Source organism: Rhizobacter sp. Root1238 (assembly GCF_001425825.1).
Taxonomy (GTDB): Bacteria; Pseudomonadota; Gammaproteobacteria; order Burkholderiales; family Burkholderiaceae_C; genus Rhizobacter.
The window spans coordinates 46,778-63,115 of the sequence record NZ_LMDM01000047.1 but is presented as its reverse complement, the minus strand read 5'-3'; the positions used below and the strand labels follow the sequence as shown (position 1 = coordinate 63,115).

The following is a 16,338-nucleotide window of genomic DNA, read 5'->3' as shown; positions in this document are numbered from 1 at the left end:
CCGGCGGGCGGCGAATCCACACTCATGCAACTCATAATGTTGCATGAAACGAGACAGCAAGCTTTCCGGTGTCCTGCACGTGCTGCTGCACATGGCCGAGCTGAAGAGCCCGGCCACGTCGGAGTCGCTCGCCGCGGCGATGCAGACGAACCCGGTCGTCGTGCGCCGGCTGATGACCGGCCTGCGCGAAGCGGGCTTCGTCGCGTCGGCCAAGGGGCATGGCGGCGGCTGGGTGCTGTCGTGCCCGCTGAATGAAGTGACGCTGGGCGACATCCACGCGGCGCTCGGCTCGCCGGCGCTGCTGGCGCTCGGCAACCGCACCGAAAGCCCTGGCTGCCTGGTCGAGCAGGCGGTCAACGCCGCGCTCGACAGCGCCTGCCACGACGCCGAGGCGCTGCTGCTGAAGCGGCTCGGGCAGGTCACGCTCGCCGACCTGTCGAACGATTTCCACCGCCGCATGCTGGCCGGCGGCCATTCACCGAAGGACCTTTCTCATGAGCATTCCCATTGAATCCACCCATGACGCGATCGTGATCGGCGGCAGCTTCGCCGGCCTGTCGGCTGCGATGCAGCTGGCCCGTGCGCGCCGGCCGGTCTGCGTCGTCGACGACGGCGCGCCGCGCAACCGCTTTGCCGCGCATGCGCACGGCTTCTTCGCGCACGACGGTACGCCGCCCTTCGAGCTGATCGCCGCGGCGCGCGAGCGGCTGCGGGCCTATCCGTCGGTGCGCTTCGTCGATGGCCGCGCGGTCGAGGCGCGCGTGATCGACGACGACGCCGGCGGCGACCGGCGCTTCACGGTGTCGCTCGACGACGGCAGCACGCTCGCCGCGCGCCGCCTGCTGCTGGCGGTCGGCGTGCAGGACCTGCTGCCGGAGATCGACGGCCTGCAGGCCCGCTGGGGCGCCAGCGTGCTGCACTGCCCCTATTGCCACGGCTACGAGTTCGGCGGCCAGCGGCTGGGGGTGCTGTACGGCTCGCCCGAGTCGGCGCACCACGCCTTGCTGATCGCCGACTGGGGCCCGACCACGCTGCTGCTGAACGGCAACGCGATCGACGACGCGTCGAGCGAGCTGCTGCGCCAGCATGGCGTCGCGGTCGAGCCGGCCGTGGTCAGCGGCCTGGAAGGCCCGCTGCCGCACCTCGCCGGCGCGCGGCTGGTGGATGGTCGCCTGCTGCCGCTGCAGGCGATGTTCATCGCACCGCGCGTGTGCATCGCCGCCGCGCCGCTGGCGGCGACGCTCGGCTGCGAGATCGTCGACGGCCCGATCGGCTCGATGCTGCGCGTCGACGACCTGAAGATGACCAGCGTGCCCGGCGTCTACGCGGCCGGCGACGCGGCGCAGATGCGGCACAACGCGACGCTCGCCTCGGCCGACGGCGTGCTGGCTGGTGTCGCGCTGCACCGGTCGCTGGTGGCGGGGCTGGGCAGCTGACCGCGGCACGGGCATGTGGATTGCCGCATCGCATGCCCGCTGCCCGGCAGCCTCACCTCAAGGACCACCTCATGCCGAAACCCACCGACCGTTCCGCGCCGCCTTCGTACACGCCGGCCAGCACGCCGACCGCACGCGAAGGCCGCCGCCCGGGCACACCGCCGAAGGACGATGACAACGTGCTGGAGTCGATCGGCAAGGCGGTGAGCCAGCCCGTCAGCGGCGCGGCCGAGCCGGACGAGAGGCAGCAGACGGGGAATGTCAGAAAACCCCGCTGACCCCACGCCGAAAACACGCGGCCCGCTCACCTACGGGGGGGCGTCAAGACTCAATGGGCGTCAGGGTCGTTTTTGTGAGTGTCATTCGGCCAACGAAGATAGCTTCCCAACGACGAGGACGATGACGACGTGCTGTCGCGTGGATCGTCCTGCCAGAGCAAATTGGGTTTCAGCTTGATCGAATTGTTTTTGTGAGCATTCAGATCGTTCCGACCACTCGACTTCGGGATACGCGGCGACGCACGGGTGGTGTCAATTCTCGCAGCCGGGACTTCTGGATCAGAAGGCAGCTTGAAGCCGCTGAAGATGTCCATGTCCGCGGGCTGAGTTCCGCGGGTTGCCGAGTCGCCGCTCTTGCGATCTCGGTGGAATCGATCCGAACTGCGTGTGTCGAGGCCGTTCGATCTGGACCCGTGCGGGCTGGAAGTCCCGGCGGACCGTCGAGCGTTGTCGTAGGCCTCAGGCAACAACACAAACTTCGTTGAACCGCCTTCATCCGGGCAACGGAGCAGCTCTTCGGGAGAAGGCATCACAGGTCGCCGTGGACTGACTTGATCGGCAACTGCGCTGCAAAGATCTCCTGCTCGCTGACGAAAACGTCTGACTTTATTGCCGAGACGTTCCAGCAGATGAGACGCGATTCGCGCGACTCGGCGATCGCCTCGGGCAACATGACCAACACTCATTTCACTGCTCCAACATGATGAAATTCAGGCAAGCGCACTTCGCTCGCCCAGCAACCTGAGTCACAAGCGAGTGCAAACAGTTCACTGTCAAAGCACCCTGAGGCGAACATCAGGGACCGTCCAGAATGCACTCCATCGTCACCTTGCCAGGAGCACCGTGTGCCATTCGAAGATCGTGACTCCCTCGTCTCTCCAGTACGACGCGCATTGGCCACCCTGTGGCAGCAGGCCGGATTGCCGGCCGCAGGGCTCGACCACCTCAGCGTGCCCGGCAACGCACCGGTGCTGCCCAGTTCGTTCGCCGTCGCCGATGCGATCCAGGCCAGCATGGCGGCTGCGGCCGGCGCGGCGGCCGAGTTGTGGCACCTGCACCAGGGCCGCCGCCAGCGCGTGCTGGTGCCGCGCGAACACGCGGTGCTCGAAAGCTGCGCCCACTTCACGCTCGACGGCCGCGCGCCGCAGGTGTGGGACAAGCTGTCGGGGCTGTACCCCTGCGGCCACGGCATCGGCGCACCGGGCTGGGTTCGGATCCACGCCAACTTCGCACACCACCGCGACGGCGCGCTGAAGCTGCTCGGCTGCCCGGTCGGCGAGCGCACCGAGCGCGCTGCGGTCGAGCAGGCGTTGCGCGGCTGGCGTGCCGACGATGTCGAAGACGCCGCGGCGCAGGCCGGGTTGGTCGTCGCCGCGTTGCGCAGCTTCGACGAATGGGACCGGCATCCGCAGGCCCTGGCGCTGGCCGGCGAGCCGACGGTTCGCATCGACCGCATCGGTGGCGCCAGCCCGATAGCCCGGCCGCCGTCCGATGCCACCGATCGCCCGCTGCACGGGCTGCGCGTGCTCGACCTGACGCGAATCCTCGCCGGCCCGGTGGCCGGTCGCACGCTGGCGGCCTATGGCGCGGAGGTGCTGTTGCTGAACGCGCCGCACCTGCCCAACATCGAGGGCATCGCCGAGACCAGCCGTGGCAAGCGGTCAGCCCAGCTGGACCTGCGCGAGCCCACCGGCCGTGAACGGCTCAAGGCCTTGCTCGCCGACGCGCATGTGTTCCTGCAGGGCTACCGGCCGGGCGGCCTGGCGGCGCTCGGTTTCGGACCGGCGCAACTGGCCGCGCTGCGGCCGGGCATCGTCGCGGTGTCGCTGTCGGCCTATGGCGCCAGCGGGCCGTGGGCGACGCGGCGTGGCTTCGATTCGCTGGTGCAGACCGCCACCGGCTTCAACGACGCCGAAGCTCGCGCGGCGGGCGCCGCGAAGCCGCAGGCGCTGCCGCTGCAGGCGCTCGACTACGCGGCCGGGTACCTGCTGGCCTTCGGCACGCAGGCCGCCCTGTGGCGGCAGGCACAAGAAGGCGGCAGCTGGCATGTGCAGGTGTCGCTGGCCGGCGTCGGCCGCTGGCTGCGTTCGCTCGGGCGGGTCGACGCTGGGTTGTCGGTCACCGCACCCGAGATCGCGCCTTGGCTGGTCAGCGAACCGTCCGGCTTCGGCCGCCTGGTCGCGGCGCGGCATGCGGCGCAGTTCTCCGACACCCCGCCGCTGTGGCGCTGGCCGTCGATGCCGCCGGGCACGCACGACGCTGCATGGGCGGCGTGAACCTGCCGCTCACGCGGTCTTGTCGGCCCCGCCGGCGTCGTCCTCGGCCGCCACCTTGAACTGCCCCGGCGTCAGCCCGTTGCGCTGCAGCAGCCGGTAGAACTCGGTGCGGTTGCGGTCGGCCAGCCGGGCCGCATCGGCCGCATTGCCGTCGGTCAGCTTCAGCAGGCCGACCAGGTAGTCGCGTTCGAAGCGCTCGCGCGCCTGCGCATAGGTCAGCACCTCGACCGTCGGCACGCGCAGCGCGCGCTGCACCAGCGTCAGCGGGATCAGCGGCGTGGTCGTCAGCGCGCACACCTGCTCGACCACGTTGTGCAGCTGGCGCACATTGCCGGGCCAGCTCGCAGTGGTCAGCGCCTTCATCGCCTCGGGCGCGAAACCGTTGAAGCGCTTGCCGTATTTCTCGCCCAGCTTCGCGAGGAAGTGGTTCACCAGCAGCGGGATGTCGTCGCGCCGCTCGGCCAGCGTCGGCAGGTGCAGCGACACCACGTTGAGCCGGTAGTACAGGTCCTCGCGGAACTGGCCCTCGGCCATCGCGGCATCGAGGTCGCGGTGCGTGGCCGACAGGATGCGCACGTCGACCGGCACCGCCTGGCTCGCGCCGACCGGCCGCACCGAGCGCTCCTGGAGCACGCGCAGCAGCTTGACCTGCAGCGCCGGCGGCATGTCGCCGATCTCGTCGAGGAACAGCGTGCCGCCGTCGGCAGTGACGAACAGGCCGCGGTGGTTGGCCACCGCGCCGGTGAACGAGCCCTTCACGTGGCCGAACAGCTCGGATTCGAGCAGGGCCTCGGGGATCGCGCTGCAGTTCACCGCGACGAAAGGCTTCGCGGCGCGCGGGCTGGCGCGGTGGATGGCCTGCGCGAGCAGCTCCTTGCCGCTGCCGCTCTCGCCGCGGATCAGCACGCTGGCGTCGGACGCGGCCACCATCTTCGCCTCGCTGAGCAGCTCGGTCATGCAGCCCGAGCGGCTGACGATCGCGGCACGCCACGCGCCGTCGCCGTCTTCGGCGCGCGGCACCGGCGGCGCGAGCGCCAGCGCCTGGTTCACCTTGTCGAGCAGCGCCTTGCCGTCGAACGGCTTGGTCAGGTAGCTGAACACGCCGCGCGCGGTGGCTTCGACCGCATCGGGGATGGTGCCGTGCGCCGTCAGCAGGATCACCGGCAGCGCCGGGTGGCGCGCGCGGATCTCGTCGAACAGCGCGAGCCCGTCGCGCCCCGGCAACTGCACGTCGCTGACCACCAGCTGCGGCCGCGCAACCGCCAGCTGCGTCAGCGCCGCCTCGGCCGACTCGACCGAGGTCACGCGGTGGCCGGCCGCGCCGAGCCGCATCGACAGCAGCTTCAGCAGGTCGGGATCGTCGTCGACGAGCAGGATGTTGGCCATGCGGTGGCGCGTCAGGGCGCCTTCGGGGCGGGTGCGGCGGATGCGGCGGGCGGGGCGGTCGCCGGGGCCGCCGGTGTCGCCGGCACCGCGGCCGCGCCCGGCCCGGGCCGGGTCGTCATGCTGCGCTCGATCGCCTTCAGCGCCTCGAGCTTCTCGTTGAGCTGCTGCAGCGTGCGCTGCTGGTCGCGGCGCTGCGCGGCCTCGCGGTTGAACGCATCCTCGAGCCGGCGCTGCTCGGCGATGCGGGCGAGCAGCAGGCGGGCCATCGGCTGCCACGGCTGCAGCTCGGGCGCGCCGGTCTTGACGACCGATTCGAGCAACTGCACCGCGCGCGGCACGTCGCCGCCGTTGTGCTGCTGCGAGAGCGCGAGCGCCAGCTCGATCACCGCGCCGGTCGGTGCCGCGGCGGTGTTCGCGCTGACGATGGCATTGAGCCGCGTGATCTCGTTGCCGAGGTCGGCGGCCGACATCTGACGCAGCTGCTCGTGGTAGCCGAGGATCTGCCGCGACACCTGGTCGGCCGGTTCGACCGGCGCCGGCACCAGGATCACGACGGCAGAAGCGGCGGGTGCCGCCGGCACCGGGGCGGACGCGGCAGGCGCGGGCGGCGGCAGCTCGACCGGCGGCGTCACGCAGGCCGCCAGCAGGCTGGCCAACAGCGGCGTGGCCAGCCAGGCGGGAGCGCAACGAAGGGCAGGACGACTAACGCGCATGGGGCAATTCGATGTGAAAGTGAGCGCCGGAGCTGCCGTCGTCCATCAGTTCGACCTGGCCGCCATGGGCCGTGACGTACTCGTGCACGATGGACAGGCCGATGCCGCTGCCGCGCACCGCGTCGCCCGGCTGGCGTTCGCCGCGGTAGAAAGGCTCGAACACGCGGGCCCGGTCGGCAGCCGCAACGCCCGGGCCCTGGTCGACGATGTCGATGCAGGCACGGCCGGGCACGCGGGTCACGGAAAAACGGATGGTAGCGCCGAGCGGGCTGAAGCGTATCGCGTTCGACAAAAGGTTACCCAGCGCCGTGCCGAGCTTGTCGGCGTCGACCTCGGCGCTCAGCGGTTCGCCCTCGACGACCACCGCGAGCTGGCGGGCCTGCCACTGCAGCCGCTGCTGTGCGACCAGGTTCCTGATCAGCGCGGTCAGCTCGGTCTTGCGGCGCACCAGCTGGCGCGCTTCGAACGCGGCCGCGTTGAAGCGCAGCAGGTCCTCGATCTGGCTCTGCAGCACGTGGGTGTTCTGGCGCAGGATGCGCGCGACCTCGCGCTGGTTCTCGCTGAGCTCGCCGGTGACGCCGTCCTCGAGCAGCGAGACGCCTTCGCGCAGCGCGGCCAGCGGCGTCTTCAGCTCGTGCGAGACATGGCGCAGGAAGCGCGACTTGTCGGAATCGAGTTCGGCCAGCCGCAGCCGCAGCCATTCGAGGCGGCGGCCGAGCAGGCGCACGTCGGTCGGACCCTGGATGTCGATCGGCTGGTCGAGCCGGTTCTCGCCGAGGCTCACCACGGCGCGCTCCAGGCGCTTCAGCGGGCGCGCGAGCCACAGGCCGAAGCCGAGCGCGAGCACGATCGAGATGCCGATCGCCGCGAGGATCTGCCGGCCGAGCTGGGTGCGGCCGACCTCGAGCTCGTTCATCAGCACCTGGTTGCGCGCCTCGGTGGCCAGGCGCACCTGTTCGGCGATCGCGGCGTTGATGGATTCGAGTTCGCGGAACGCGGTGGTGACGGTGACCTCGCGCAGCCGGATCGCCGGCTCGGGGCCGCTCAGCTGGGCCTCGATGTCGGCCTCGGTGGCGCGCCAGTCGGCAGCCAGGTTCGACGGGATGCGGTTGTCGGCCAGCCGGGCGAGTGCCGAGGTGGCGTCGCGCGCGGCCTCTTCGAAGCGCTGGCGCAGCACCGGGTCGTCGAGCACCAGGTACTGGCGCGCGGCGCGCTCCATCGCGACGGTGCGCTCGGCCAGCACCTGCGCATCGGCGGTGTGAGCGACGGCCTGGCGCGCGCCCTCGCTGCTCTGGCGCAGCAGGCCTTCGAGCTGGAACAGGCCGCGCAGCGAGGCCGCGCTGAGCAGCGCGGCGATCAGCAGGAAGGCGACGAGCAGCAGCTGGCGAAAAGAGTAGCGGTTGAGGCTGAACATCAGCGGGGGATTGTGCCCGCCCTGCTCAGTCGAACACCGGCAGCACGTCGTCCTTCAGCGTGCCGCGCACCTGCTCGAAATCCGGCATCACCGAGCGCACGACATCCCAGAAGCGCGGGCTGTGGTTCATCTCGCGCAGGTGCGCCAGCTCGTGCGCAACGACGTAGTCGATGCTGGGCATCGCGAAGTGGATCAGCCGCCAGTTCAGCCGGATGCGGCCGTCGGCGCTCGCGCTGCCCCAGCGCGTCTGCGCCGACGACAGGCTCAGCCGCGTGTAGCGCACGTTCAGCTGCGCCGCGAAATGCCGGCAGCGGTCTTCGAAGATGCGCCGCGCCTGGCGCTGCAGCCAGCTCTGCACCGCATCGCGGATCTGCTCGGGCGCGGCCGTCTGCGGCAGCCCCACATGCAGCGTCAGCCGCGGCACGCCGGGCAGCGCCGCGGCATCGGTGTTCAGGATCGCCCCGGTGGCGCGCGAATCGAGCACGATGATCACCGTCTCGCCGAGGAACGGGATGCCGGTGCCGTCGCGCCAGTCGACCTTGGCCGCCTGCAGCCGCTGCCCGCGCTGCTGCTGCTCGACCAGCTTGCGCAGGATCCAGCCGGCCTTTTCGCGCAGCGCGGCCTCGATGTCCTGCTGGCCGACCCACTTCGGCGCCGCGACGCTCAGGCCTTCGGTGCCGACGACGAAGCCGATGCTGGTGCGGCGCGCACGCCGCAGCGCATAGCCGACCAGGTGATCGTTCAGGCGGATCTCGCGCTGCGCCTGCGGATGGCGGAAGACGGCGGGCTGCAGGCTGGACACCGCAGGAGCGGCGACCGGCGCAGGCGCCGGAGAGACATCGGCCACCGGTGGGCGCAACGGCGTGCGCGGCAGCGAGGGCCAGAGGGAAGGGGATGCCAACGAGAGCGAAGACGACGACACCGGCGGCGGCTCATCAAACAGCGACAGCTGCGATATTTCGGGGCCCGGCACAGGTCGAGTCATGGGCCGCGATTGTAAGAGCGGCTCCTCGACTTTTTGCTACTGCGTCGAATAGGCCTCGGGATCGATGCGCCGCATCTCCGCCTCGATCCAGGTCTCGACCTCGCGCATCAGCTCGTCGGCCTGGCGCCCGGCCGGCGCGATCGGCTTGCCGATCGACACCGTGACCAGGCCCGGCCGGATCAGGAACGACTTGCGCGGCCAGCAGCGCGCCGAGTTGACGGCGATCGGCACCACCGAGGCGCCGGTGGCCACCGCCAGCCGCGTGGCGCCGGTCTTGTAGGTGCCTTGCTGGCCGCGCGCGATGCGCGTGCCCTCGGGGAACATGATCACCCAGTTGCCCTGCGACATGAAGCGCTGGCCCTGCTCGGCCACGCGCGACCAGGCCTCGGTGCGCTTGCTGCGGTCGATGTGCACCATGTCGAGCCGCGCCATCGCCCAGCCGAAGAACGGGATGTACAGCAGCTCGCGCTTGAACACATAACACAGCGGGCGCGGCATCAGCGTCGGGAACGCAAAGGTCTCCCAGGTCGACTGGTGCTTGGGGCACAGGATGGCCGGGCCGTCGGGCAGGTTCTCCATGCCCTGCACCTGGTAGCGCACGCCGCAGATGAAGCGGCAGCCGGTGATCGCGATGCGCAGCCAGAAGGTGGTGAACCAGAACAGCGGCGTGCCGCGCATGAAGATCGACGCGATCAGCGAGAACACCGCCCACGGGATCACGGTGGCGGCCATCCACAGCACGAACAGCAGCGAACGCAGCGCCGCAATGAATTTCGACATCAATCGAGCCTTCCGAATCCGGAGTCGGTCTTGCCGGAGGCGCCGCGCAGCGTGCGCTCCTGCTGGATCATGTATTCGGCGAACGCCGTCAGGTCGTCATGCACCTGCAGGCCGGGCACCTTCTCGTGCAGTTGCGCCAGCTGAGCGTCGTCGAGCGCGCCGCTCTTGCCGGTGCGCACCAGGTGCGGCGGGCAGCCGGCCGCGACCGCCGCTTCGAGGTCGCGCAGCGAATCGCCGACCACCGGCACGTTCTTCAGGTCGACGCCGAAGCGCTCGCCGATCTGCAGGTACAGGCCGGGCAGCGGCTTGCGGCAATCGCACTGGTCCTCGGGCGTGTGCGGGCAGAAGAACACCGCGCTGATGCGCCCGCCGACGCGTGCGAGCTGCACGTTCATCTTCGCGTGCATCAGGTTCAGCGTGGCCATGTCGAACAGCCCGCGGCCGAGGCCCGACTGGTTGGTCGCGACCACCGTCTGCCAGCCGGCATGGTTGAGCCGCGCGATCGCCTCGAGCGTGCCCGGCATCGGCACCCATTCGTCGACCGTCTTGACGAAGTCGTCGCGGTCTTCGTTGATGGTGCCGTCGCGGTCGAGGATGATCAGGTTCATGGCGTCGGACCTCGGGAGGCGTGCTTCGCGCGGCATGGGTCAGGCGGCGAGGCGGGAGAGGTCGGCGACGCGGTTCATCGCGCTGCGCAAGGTGGCGAGCAGGCCAAGCCGGTTCGCGCGAATCTTCGGGTCGTCGGCATTGACCATCACCTGGTCGAAGAAGGCGTCGACCGGCGCCTTCAAGGCCGCCAGCGCCTGCAGCGACGCGGTGAAGTCGCGGCGGTCGAATGCCGGCCGGGCGATCCGTTCGATGTCGACCAGCGCGGCGTGCAGCGCCTTCTCGGCCGGGTCGGCCAGCAACGCCGCGTCGACCTGCTCGATCACCTCGCCGTCGGCCTTCTTCAGGATGTTGCTGACCCGCTTGTTGGCGGCCGCCAGCGATTCGGACTCGGGCAGCGCGGCGAACGCTCGCACGGCGGCCAACTTCTTGCCGACGTCGTCGAGTTCCTTCGGGCGCAGCGACAGCACGGCGTCGACCTGCTGCGCGGTCGCGCCCTGCTCGCGCAGCACGCCGGCCAGGCGCTCGTAGATGAAGTCGCTCAGCGCGGCGCTGGCATCGGTGATCCTGTCGCCGAAAGCCTGCGCCGCATCGTGCAGCAGCGTGTCGAGCGGGAGCGCGAGCTGGCGCTCGGTCAGCAGCCGGATCACGCCCAGCGCATGGCGGCGCAGCGCGAACGGGTCCTTGTCGCCGGTGGGCAGCTGGCCGATGCCGAACAGGCCGACCAGCGTCTCGAGCTTGTCGGCCAGCGCGACGATCTCGCCGACCTGGCCGCGCGGCAGCTCGTCGCCGGCGAAGCGCGGCTTGTAGTGGTCCTCGACCGCCAGCGCCACGTCGTTCGTCTCGCCGTCGTGGCGCGCGTAGTAGCCGCCCATGATCCCTTGCAGCTCGGGGAACTCGCCGACCATGTCGGTCAGCAGGTCGGCCTTGGCGAGCAGTGCGGCGCGGTCGGCCTGCACCGCATCGGCGCCCACCTGCTTCGCGATGCCAGCGGCAATGGCCCGCACCCGCTGCACCCGCTCGCCTTGCGAGCCGAGCTTGCCGTGATAGACCACCTTGTCGAGCCCGCCGACGCGGTCGGCCAGCGACTTCTTGCGATCCTGGTCGAAGAAGAACTTCGCATCGGCCAGCCGCGGGCGCACGACGCGCTCGTTGCCGCCGGTCACCCGGCTCGCATCGGCCGGGCGGATGTTGCTGACGACCAGGAACTGGTTGGTCAGCTTGCCGGCCGCGTCGAGCAGCGGGAAGTACTTCTGGTTGGCCTTCATCGTCAGGATCAGGCATTCCTGCGGCACGTCGAGGAACTCCGGCTCGAAGCGGCACAGCAGCACGTTCGGCCGCTCGACCAGCGCGGTCACCTCGTCGAGCAGCGCGGCATCGTCGATCGGCTGCAGCCCCTGCTGCTTCGCCGCATGGTCGAGCTGGCGAACGATCTCGGCATGGCGGGCCGCGAAGCTCGCGATCACCGCGCCCTGCTCTTCGAGCTGGCGCGCGTAGTGGTCGGCATCCAGCAGCACCACCGGCTCGACCGCCGCCTCGAAGCGGTGGCCGCGCGTCTCGCGGCCCGACGTCAGGCCCAGCGCCTGCAGCGGCACCACGTCGGCGCCGTGCAGCGCGACCAGGCCATGCGCCGGGCGCACGAAGTTCACGCTGCTCCAGCCATCGGCCAGCTGGTACTGCATCACCTTGCGGATTGGCAGGCCGGCCAGCGCTTCATCGAGCGCCTGCTGCAACCCTTCGGCCAGCATCGGGCCCTTGACGAGGCTGTCGTAGAACAGCGCCTCGGCCTTGCCGTCGGGCTGGCGTTTCAGCTGCGGCAGCACCGATGCATCGGCACCGACGCTCGCGAGCTTCTTCAGCAGCGCCGGCGTGGCCTGGCCGTCAGGCGTGAGGCCCACGCTGACCGGCATCAGCTTCAGCGACACCGCGCGGTCGTCGGCCTGCGCGCGCACCGCGCTGACATGGGCGGCCAGCCGGCGCGGCGTCGCGTAGGCGGTCACCGCGGAGTGGTCGGTGGCGAGGCCGCGCGCCTTCAACCCGGCGAACAGCGTCGCGGAGAACGACTCGCCGAAGCGCTTCAGGTCCTTCGGCGGCAGTTCCTCGACGAACAGCTCGACCAGCAGGTTCTTGTGGCTCATCGCTCAGGCCGCCTTCTTCTTGTTCAGTTGCTCGATCACTTCGTCGGCCCAGTCCTTGGGTGCCATCGGGAACCCGAGGCGGGCCCGGCTGTCGAGGTAGGCCTTCGCGACGGCGCGCGCCAGGTTGCGGATGCGGCCGATGTAGGCGGCGCGCTCGGTGACGCTGATCGCACCGCGCGCGTCCAGCAGGTTGAAGGTGTGGCCGGCCTTCAGCACCTGTTCATAGGCCGGCAGCGCGAGCTGCTGCGCCATCAGGTAGGTGGCCTGCTTCTCGTGCGCGGCAAAGGCCTGCAGCAGGAAGTCGACGTCGCTGTGCTCGAAGTTGTAGGTGCTCTGCTCGATCTCGTTCTGCAGGTAGACGTCGCCATAGCTCAGCGTGTCGGTCCACTGCAGGTTGTAGACGTTGTCGACGCCTTGCAGGTACATCGCCAGGCGCTCCAGCCCGTAGGTGATCTCGCCGGTGATCGGCTTGCAGTCGATGCCGCCGACCTGCTGGAAGTAGGTGAACTGCGTGACCTCCATGCCGTTCAGCCAGACCTCCCAGCCGAGCCCCCAGCAGCCGAGCGTCGGGTTCTCCCAGTCGTCCTCGACGAAGCGCACGTCGTTGGCCTTCAGGTCGAAGCCGAGCGTTTCGAGCGAGCCGAGGTACAACTCGAGGATGTTGGCCGGCGCCGGCTTCAGCACGACCTGGTATTGGTAGTAGTGCTGCAGGCGGTTCGGGTTCTGACCGTAGCGGCCGTCCTTCGGGCGGCGGCTGGGCTGCACGTAGGCAGCCTTCCACGGTTCGGGGCCCAGCGCGCGCAGGAAGGTGGCAGTGTGGCTCGTGCCGGCGCCGACCTCCATGTCGTACGGCTGCAGCAGCGCACAGCCCTGGCGGTCCCAGTAGTCTTGCAGGCGCAGGATGATTTGCTGGAAGGTCAGCATAGGGGTTCGAAGATGGAAGATGCGTCACGCCGGGTGAACGCGGAACTGGCGATTCTAGGGGGCGCGTCCTGGGGCTCGTTCGCTCGTTGGTGCGGAAGGCGCGTGCGGGGAGGCTGTGGCGCGCCGTCGGGGGCGGTCCTCGGCCCCCCGGGGGCCGAGGACTTCCCTCCGCTGACTGGCTTCATGGCCCGTCGCCGAAACTCCCTCCGCTCACTTCGTTCGCTGTGGTCAAACAGTCGGCGACAGTCAGTTGGCCCGTCGCCGAAACTCCCTCCGCTCACTTCGTTCGCTGTGGTCAAACAGTCGGCGACAGTCAGTYCACGAAGCGTGCTGCGCACGCGGGCCACGAAYCCAGCCAGCTCCGGCGCCCCCTCCTTATTGGCGCGCCACAGCCTCCCCSCACGCGCCTTCTGCCACCGCCCTGCCTTGGGRAGGTGACAAGCGAACAAGTGAAGGTTGATCCCCGGGTTGCACCCGRGCGCGCCATGCGTGTTTTGTGCGCRTCGAGCCACCGCTTCGGCAAAGGCGCGGGYGGGGGGTGTGGGGAGCGCCAATCAGGACGGGGCGCCGGAGCTGTGCAGTTTGATGGCCCCGCGCGCAGCGCGTTCGTCAACTGACTGTCGCCGACTGTTTGACCACACGTGTGGGGAGCGCCAATCAGGACGGGGCGCCGGAGCTGTGCAGTTTGATGGCCCCGCGCGCAGCGCGTTCGTCAACTGACTGTCGCCGACTGTTTGACCACAACGAACGAAGTGAGTGGAGGGAGTTTCGGCGACGGGCCATCCAACTGCGCAGCGGAGGGGAGTCAGCATCCCGCCAGGGATGGTGACCGCCCCGTCCGGCGCGCCCCACACCCCCCGCCCGCGCCTTTGCTCGCGCCAATCAAAGCCAGCCAGTACCTAAGAACGACGCAGCGGCACAACGATCAGCAACGACAGCAGCGCACCAACGAACAGCGGCCACAGCCACCAACGCGCCGCCCAGCTCGCATACGGCGTCATGCCCTGGCGGCCTTCGACCGGCGCTTCCAGCACCGCCATCGCGAGCGGCGGCAACTGGTGCGTGACCCGCCCGGTGTGGTCGATCACCCCGGTCACGCCGGTGTTGGTCGCACGCAGCATCGGCCGCTGGAACTCGAGCGAGCGCATGCGCGAGATGTTCAGGTGCTGCGCCAGCGCGATGGTGTCGCCGAACCAGCCGATGTTGCTGAGGTTCGCGAACACCGTCGGCGCCCGCTCGGGCTCGCGGAAGTGCGCCGCCAACTCCTCGCCGAACAGGTCTTCGTAGCAGATGTTCGGCGCGATGCGCTGGCCCTTGACTTCGAACGACGGCGCGCCGACCGGCCCGCGGTTGAAGTCGCCGAGCGGGATGTTCATCAGCTCGGTGAACCAGCGGAAACCGGTCGGGATGAACTCGCCGAACGGCACCAGGTGGTGCTTGTCGTAGCGGTAGAAGCCGCCCGGCCACTTCGCGGTCTCGCGCGACAGCCCGACCGCCGAGTTGGTGTAGCCAGCCTCGAAGCTGCCGAGCGGCACGCCGATCAGCGCCGCCCGGTCCCCCCGCTGGAAGCCGGCCGCCAGCGCCGCCCAGTAGCCCTCGGGCAGCTGGTCGGGCAGCAGCGGCACGATGGTCTCGGGCGCGAGCACCAGGTCGCCGCGCGCCGATTGCAAGGTCGTCGCGGCCCAGGCCAGCGCCTGCGGCAGCTTCTCTTCGGCGAACTTCTCGTCCTGCGCGACATTGGATTGAAGCAGCGTCAGCTGCAGGCTGCCATTGCCGCGGGTGAAACTGACCGGCTGCATCGCGGCCAGCCCGCCCACCACCGCGATCGCGGTGATGGCGCCCAGCCCGCCGGGCCCGACGCCGCTGCGAAAGCCGATCACCGCCAGCGCGCCCAGCAGCGCCGCCACCCAGCCGATGCCGTAGACGCCGACCCACGGCGCCAGTTGCGCGAGCGGGCTGTCGACGTGCGAATAGCCCGAGGCCGCCCACGGGAAGCCGGTGAACAGCAGCCCGCGCGCCAGCTCGGCCAGCAACCAGCAGGCGGCGAACACCAGCGTGTCGACGACCAGGTGGTTGCGCCGCAGCACGCCGAACAGCGCCATCGCCGCCGCGAAGTACAGCGCCAGGAAGGCCGACAACGCCAACACCGCGGCACCGGCCATCCAGCCCGGCAGGCCGCCATAGCGGTGCATGCTGATGTAGAGCCAGAACGTGCCGGCCACGAACCAGGCGGTGGCGAACGCCCAGCCGAGCAGCGCCGCCCGGCGCGGCGAGGCCCGGCTGACGCGGAACGCCAGCCCGGCAACCGCCAGCAGCTGCAGCACCCACGCGTGCGTCCAGGTGGCGGCCAGGCTGTGCACCCCGCCGAGCACCAGCACCAGCAGCAGGTCCAGCCCGAGGAACATGGTGTCGGCCGCTCCGGTGTCGCGGTGGGCGCCACGGCGGCCCGAGCCCGGGCGAGGCGCCGGCGCCGGCGGCACCGGCTTACGCACCGTCTTCACCGATGGCGGCCTCGGGCGCGCGCGTCACCTTGAACCAGCGCACCGCGCCACCGCGCGTCAGCATCACCGTGAAGATCAGGCTGCCGACCGTCACCGCCTCGCCGCGGCGCGGCACCCGGCCCAGTTCCTGGGCGACTAGGCCGCCGATGGTGTCGAAATCCTCGAGCGGCAGCATCACGCCGAAATCGTCGTTGACGGCCTCGATCGTCGTGTCGCCGGCCACCCGGTGGCTGCCGTCGGCCAGCGTGTAGATGCCCGATTCGCCGTCTTTCTCGTCGAATTCGTCCTCGATCTCGCCGACGATCTCTTCCAGCACGTCTTCGATCGTGATCAGCCCGGCGGTGTTGCCGAACTCGTCGATCACGATCGCCAGGTGGTTGCGGTTGGAGCGGAAATCGCGCAACAGCTCGTTCAGCCCCTTCGATTCGGGCACGAACACCGCCGGGCGCAGCAGCGTGCGCAGGTTCAGCTCGGGCGCGCGCTGCAGCTTCAGCAGGTCTTTCGCCATCAGCGTGCCGACGATGTTGTCGCGCTGGCCCTCGAAAACCGGAAAACGGGAGTGGCCGGTGTCGATCACCAGCCCCAGCAACTCGTCGTACGGGGCCTCGATGTCGAGCAGGTCCATGCGCGGGGCGGCCACCATCGCGTCGCCGGCAGTCAGGTCGGCCATGCGGATCACGCCCTCGAGCATCATCCGCGACTCGGGCGCGATCAGCTCGCGGTTCTCCGCATCGGCCAGCGTGGAGATCAGCTCGTCCTTGGAGTCGGGGCCGGGGGACATGAACTCCATCAGCCGCTCGAACAGGCCGCGCTTGTCCGGGTGGGCGGGGTGCTTGTCAGCGCCTCTGGAAGATCGACTCGGGTGGGGGTCTGACATCGCGCCGGGGGCGAAGAGTGGGGC

At 70.0% G+C, this 16,338-nt stretch carries 16 protein-coding genes; 4 read left to right on the top strand and 12 right to left on the bottom strand.

Annotation, left to right across the window (positions count from 1 at the left end; genetic code table 11):
• Positions 1-43: 43 nt before the first annotated feature.
• The 3 genes from ASC98_RS24355 (at position 44) to ASC98_RS24345 (ending at position 1,714) form a co-directional block, all read left to right on the top strand.
• Positions 44-511, top strand: coding sequence for an Rrf2 family transcriptional regulator (locus tag ASC98_RS24355; protein ID WP_056820529.1), 468 nt, complete (start codon positions 44-46; stop codon positions 509-511).
• Entirely contained in the window at positions 495-1,436 is a 942-nt protein-coding gene (locus tag ASC98_RS24350; protein ID WP_056816920.1) for an NAD(P)/FAD-dependent oxidoreductase, read from the top strand. Before ASC98_RS24355 ends, ASC98_RS24350 begins: the two co-directional genes overlap by 17 nt.
• A gap of 71 nt (positions 1,437-1,507) precedes the next feature.
• Positions 1,508-1,714 (top strand): hypothetical protein, encoded by a 207-nt coding sequence (locus ASC98_RS24345; protein ID WP_056816917.1) that lies wholly within the window; start codon positions 1,508-1,510, stop codon positions 1,712-1,714.
• 50 nt (positions 1,715-1,764) lie between these two features.
• On the opposite strand, the gene ASC98_RS30835 is transcribed toward ASC98_RS24345, so the two are convergent.
• On the bottom strand, positions 1,765-2,028 hold the full coding sequence (locus ASC98_RS30835) for a hypothetical protein (RefSeq protein WP_157598228.1): 264 nt from the start codon (positions 2,026-2,028) through the stop codon (positions 1,765-1,767).
• Positions 2,029-2,243: 215 nt separating this feature from the next.
• Positions 2,244-2,387 (bottom strand): hypothetical protein, encoded by a 144-nt coding sequence (locus tag ASC98_RS30830; RefSeq protein WP_157598230.1) that lies wholly within the window; start codon positions 2,385-2,387, stop codon positions 2,244-2,246.
• A gap of 172 nt (positions 2,388-2,559) precedes the next feature.
• On the opposite strand from ASC98_RS30830, the gene ASC98_RS24340 reads away from it, so the two are divergent.
• Positions 2,560-3,990: a CoA transferase gene (locus tag ASC98_RS24340; protein WP_082542238.1), complete on the top strand. Its 1,431-nt coding sequence runs from the start codon at positions 2,560-2,562 to the stop codon at positions 3,988-3,990.
• 9 nt (positions 3,991-3,999) lie between these two features.
• Here the strand turns inward: ASC98_RS24340 and ASC98_RS24335 are convergent, their stop codons facing one another.
• The 10 genes from ASC98_RS24335 to ASC98_RS24290 all read right to left on the bottom strand — a co-directional run bounded on the left by ASC98_RS24335 (position 4,000) and on the right by ASC98_RS24290 (position 16,314).
• Complete coding sequence (locus ASC98_RS24335) at positions 4,000-5,376, bottom strand: sigma 54-interacting transcriptional regulator (protein WP_056816912.1); 1,377 nt, start codon at positions 5,374-5,376, stop codon at positions 4,000-4,002.
• Positions 5,377-5,387: 11 nt separating this feature from the next.
• Complete coding sequence (locus tag ASC98_RS24330) at positions 5,388-6,089, bottom strand: hypothetical protein (protein WP_157598231.1); 702 nt, start codon at positions 6,087-6,089, stop codon at positions 5,388-5,390.
• Positions 6,079-7,503 carry a sensor histidine kinase KdpD gene (locus ASC98_RS24325; RefSeq protein WP_056816907.1) on the bottom strand — a complete coding sequence of 475 codons (1,425 nt, stop codon included), beginning with the start codon at positions 7,501-7,503 and terminating at the stop codon, positions 6,079-6,081. The genes ASC98_RS24330 and ASC98_RS24325 overlap by 11 nt, the downstream gene beginning before the upstream one ends.
• A gap of 25 nt (positions 7,504-7,528) precedes the next feature.
• Positions 7,529-8,488, bottom strand: a complete 960-nt coding sequence (locus tag ASC98_RS24320; RefSeq protein ID WP_082542239.1) for a SprT family zinc-dependent metalloprotease — start codon at positions 8,486-8,488, stop codon at positions 7,529-7,531.
• A gap of 36 nt (positions 8,489-8,524) precedes the next feature.
• Positions 8,525-9,268 carry a 1-acyl-sn-glycerol-3-phosphate acyltransferase gene (locus ASC98_RS24315; RefSeq protein WP_056816904.1) on the bottom strand — a complete coding sequence of 248 codons (744 nt, stop codon included), beginning with the start codon at positions 9,266-9,268 and terminating at the stop codon, positions 8,525-8,527.
• Positions 9,268-9,876: a D-glycero-beta-D-manno-heptose 1,7-bisphosphate 7-phosphatase gene (gene gmhB / locus ASC98_RS24310; protein WP_082542240.1), complete on the bottom strand. Its 609-nt coding sequence runs from the start codon at positions 9,874-9,876 to the stop codon at positions 9,268-9,270. The genes ASC98_RS24315 and gmhB overlap by 1 nt, the downstream gene beginning before the upstream one ends.
• Before the next feature lie 39 nt (positions 9,877-9,915).
• Positions 9,916-12,012, bottom strand: coding sequence for a glycine--tRNA ligase subunit beta (glyS, locus tag ASC98_RS24305; protein WP_056816897.1), 2,097 nt, complete (start codon positions 12,010-12,012; stop codon positions 9,916-9,918).
• A gap of 3 nt (positions 12,013-12,015) precedes the next feature.
• Positions 12,016-12,936: a glycine--tRNA ligase subunit alpha gene (glyQ, locus tag ASC98_RS24300; RefSeq protein WP_056816894.1), complete on the bottom strand. Its 921-nt coding sequence runs from the start codon at positions 12,934-12,936 to the stop codon at positions 12,016-12,018.
• 899 nt (positions 12,937-13,835) lie between these two features.
• Positions 13,836-15,437: an apolipoprotein N-acyltransferase gene (gene lnt, locus ASC98_RS24295; protein ID WP_235581378.1), complete on the bottom strand. Its 1,602-nt coding sequence runs from the start codon at positions 15,435-15,437 to the stop codon at positions 13,836-13,838.
• Complete coding sequence (locus ASC98_RS24290) at positions 15,421-16,314, bottom strand: HlyC/CorC family transporter (RefSeq protein ID WP_056816891.1); 894 nt, start codon at positions 16,312-16,314, stop codon at positions 15,421-15,423. The genes lnt and ASC98_RS24290 overlap by 17 nt, the downstream gene beginning before the upstream one ends.
• Positions 16,315-16,338 lie beyond the last annotated feature (24 nt).

Coding starts and splice junctions, on each gene's coding strand:
- ASC98_RS24355 (WP_056820529.1), top strand. CDS start 44: ATGAAACGAGACAGCAAGCTTTCCGGTGTCCTGCACGTGCTGCTGCAC.
- ASC98_RS24350 (WP_056816920.1), top strand. CDS start 495: ATGAGCATTCCCATTGAATCCACCCATGACGCGATCGTGATCGGCGGC.
- ASC98_RS24345 (WP_056816917.1), top strand. CDS start 1,508: ATGCCGAAACCCACCGACCGTTCCGCGCCGCCTTCGTACACGCCGGCC.
- ASC98_RS30835 (WP_157598228.1), bottom strand. CDS start 2,028: ATGGACATCTTCAGCGGCTTCAAGCTGCCTTCTGATCCAGAAGTCCCG.
- ASC98_RS30830 (WP_157598230.1), bottom strand. CDS start 2,387: ATGTTGCCCGAGGCGATCGCCGAGTCGCGCGAATCGCGTCTCATCTGC.
- ASC98_RS24335 (WP_056816912.1), bottom strand. CDS start 5,376: ATGGCCAACATCCTGCTCGTCGACGACGATCCCGACCTGCTGAAGCTG.
- ASC98_RS24330 (WP_157598231.1), bottom strand. CDS start 6,089: ATGCGCGTTAGTCGTCCTGCCCTTCGTTGCGCTCCCGCCTGGCTGGCC.
- ASC98_RS24325 (WP_056816907.1), bottom strand. CDS start 7,503: ATGTTCAGCCTCAACCGCTACTCTTTTCGCCAGCTGCTGCTCGTCGCC.
- ASC98_RS24320 (WP_082542239.1), bottom strand. CDS start 8,488: ATGACTCGACCTGTGCCGGGCCCCGAAATATCGCAGCTGTCGCTGTTT.
- ASC98_RS24315 (WP_056816904.1), bottom strand. CDS start 9,268: ATGTCGAAATTCATTGCGGCGCTGCGTTCGCTGCTGTTCGTGCTGTGG.
- gmhB (WP_082542240.1), bottom strand. CDS start 9,876: ATGAACCTGATCATCCTCGACCGCGACGGCACCATCAACGAAGACCGC.
- glyS (WP_056816897.1), bottom strand. CDS start 12,012: ATGAGCCACAAGAACCTGCTGGTCGAGCTGTTCGTCGAGGAACTGCCG.
- glyQ (WP_056816894.1), bottom strand. CDS start 12,936: ATGCTGACCTTCCAGCAAATCATCCTGCGCCTGCAAGACTACTGGGAC.
- ASC98_RS24290 (WP_056816891.1), bottom strand. CDS start 16,314: ATGTCAGACCCCCACCCGAGTCGATCTTCCAGAGGCGCTGACAAGCAC.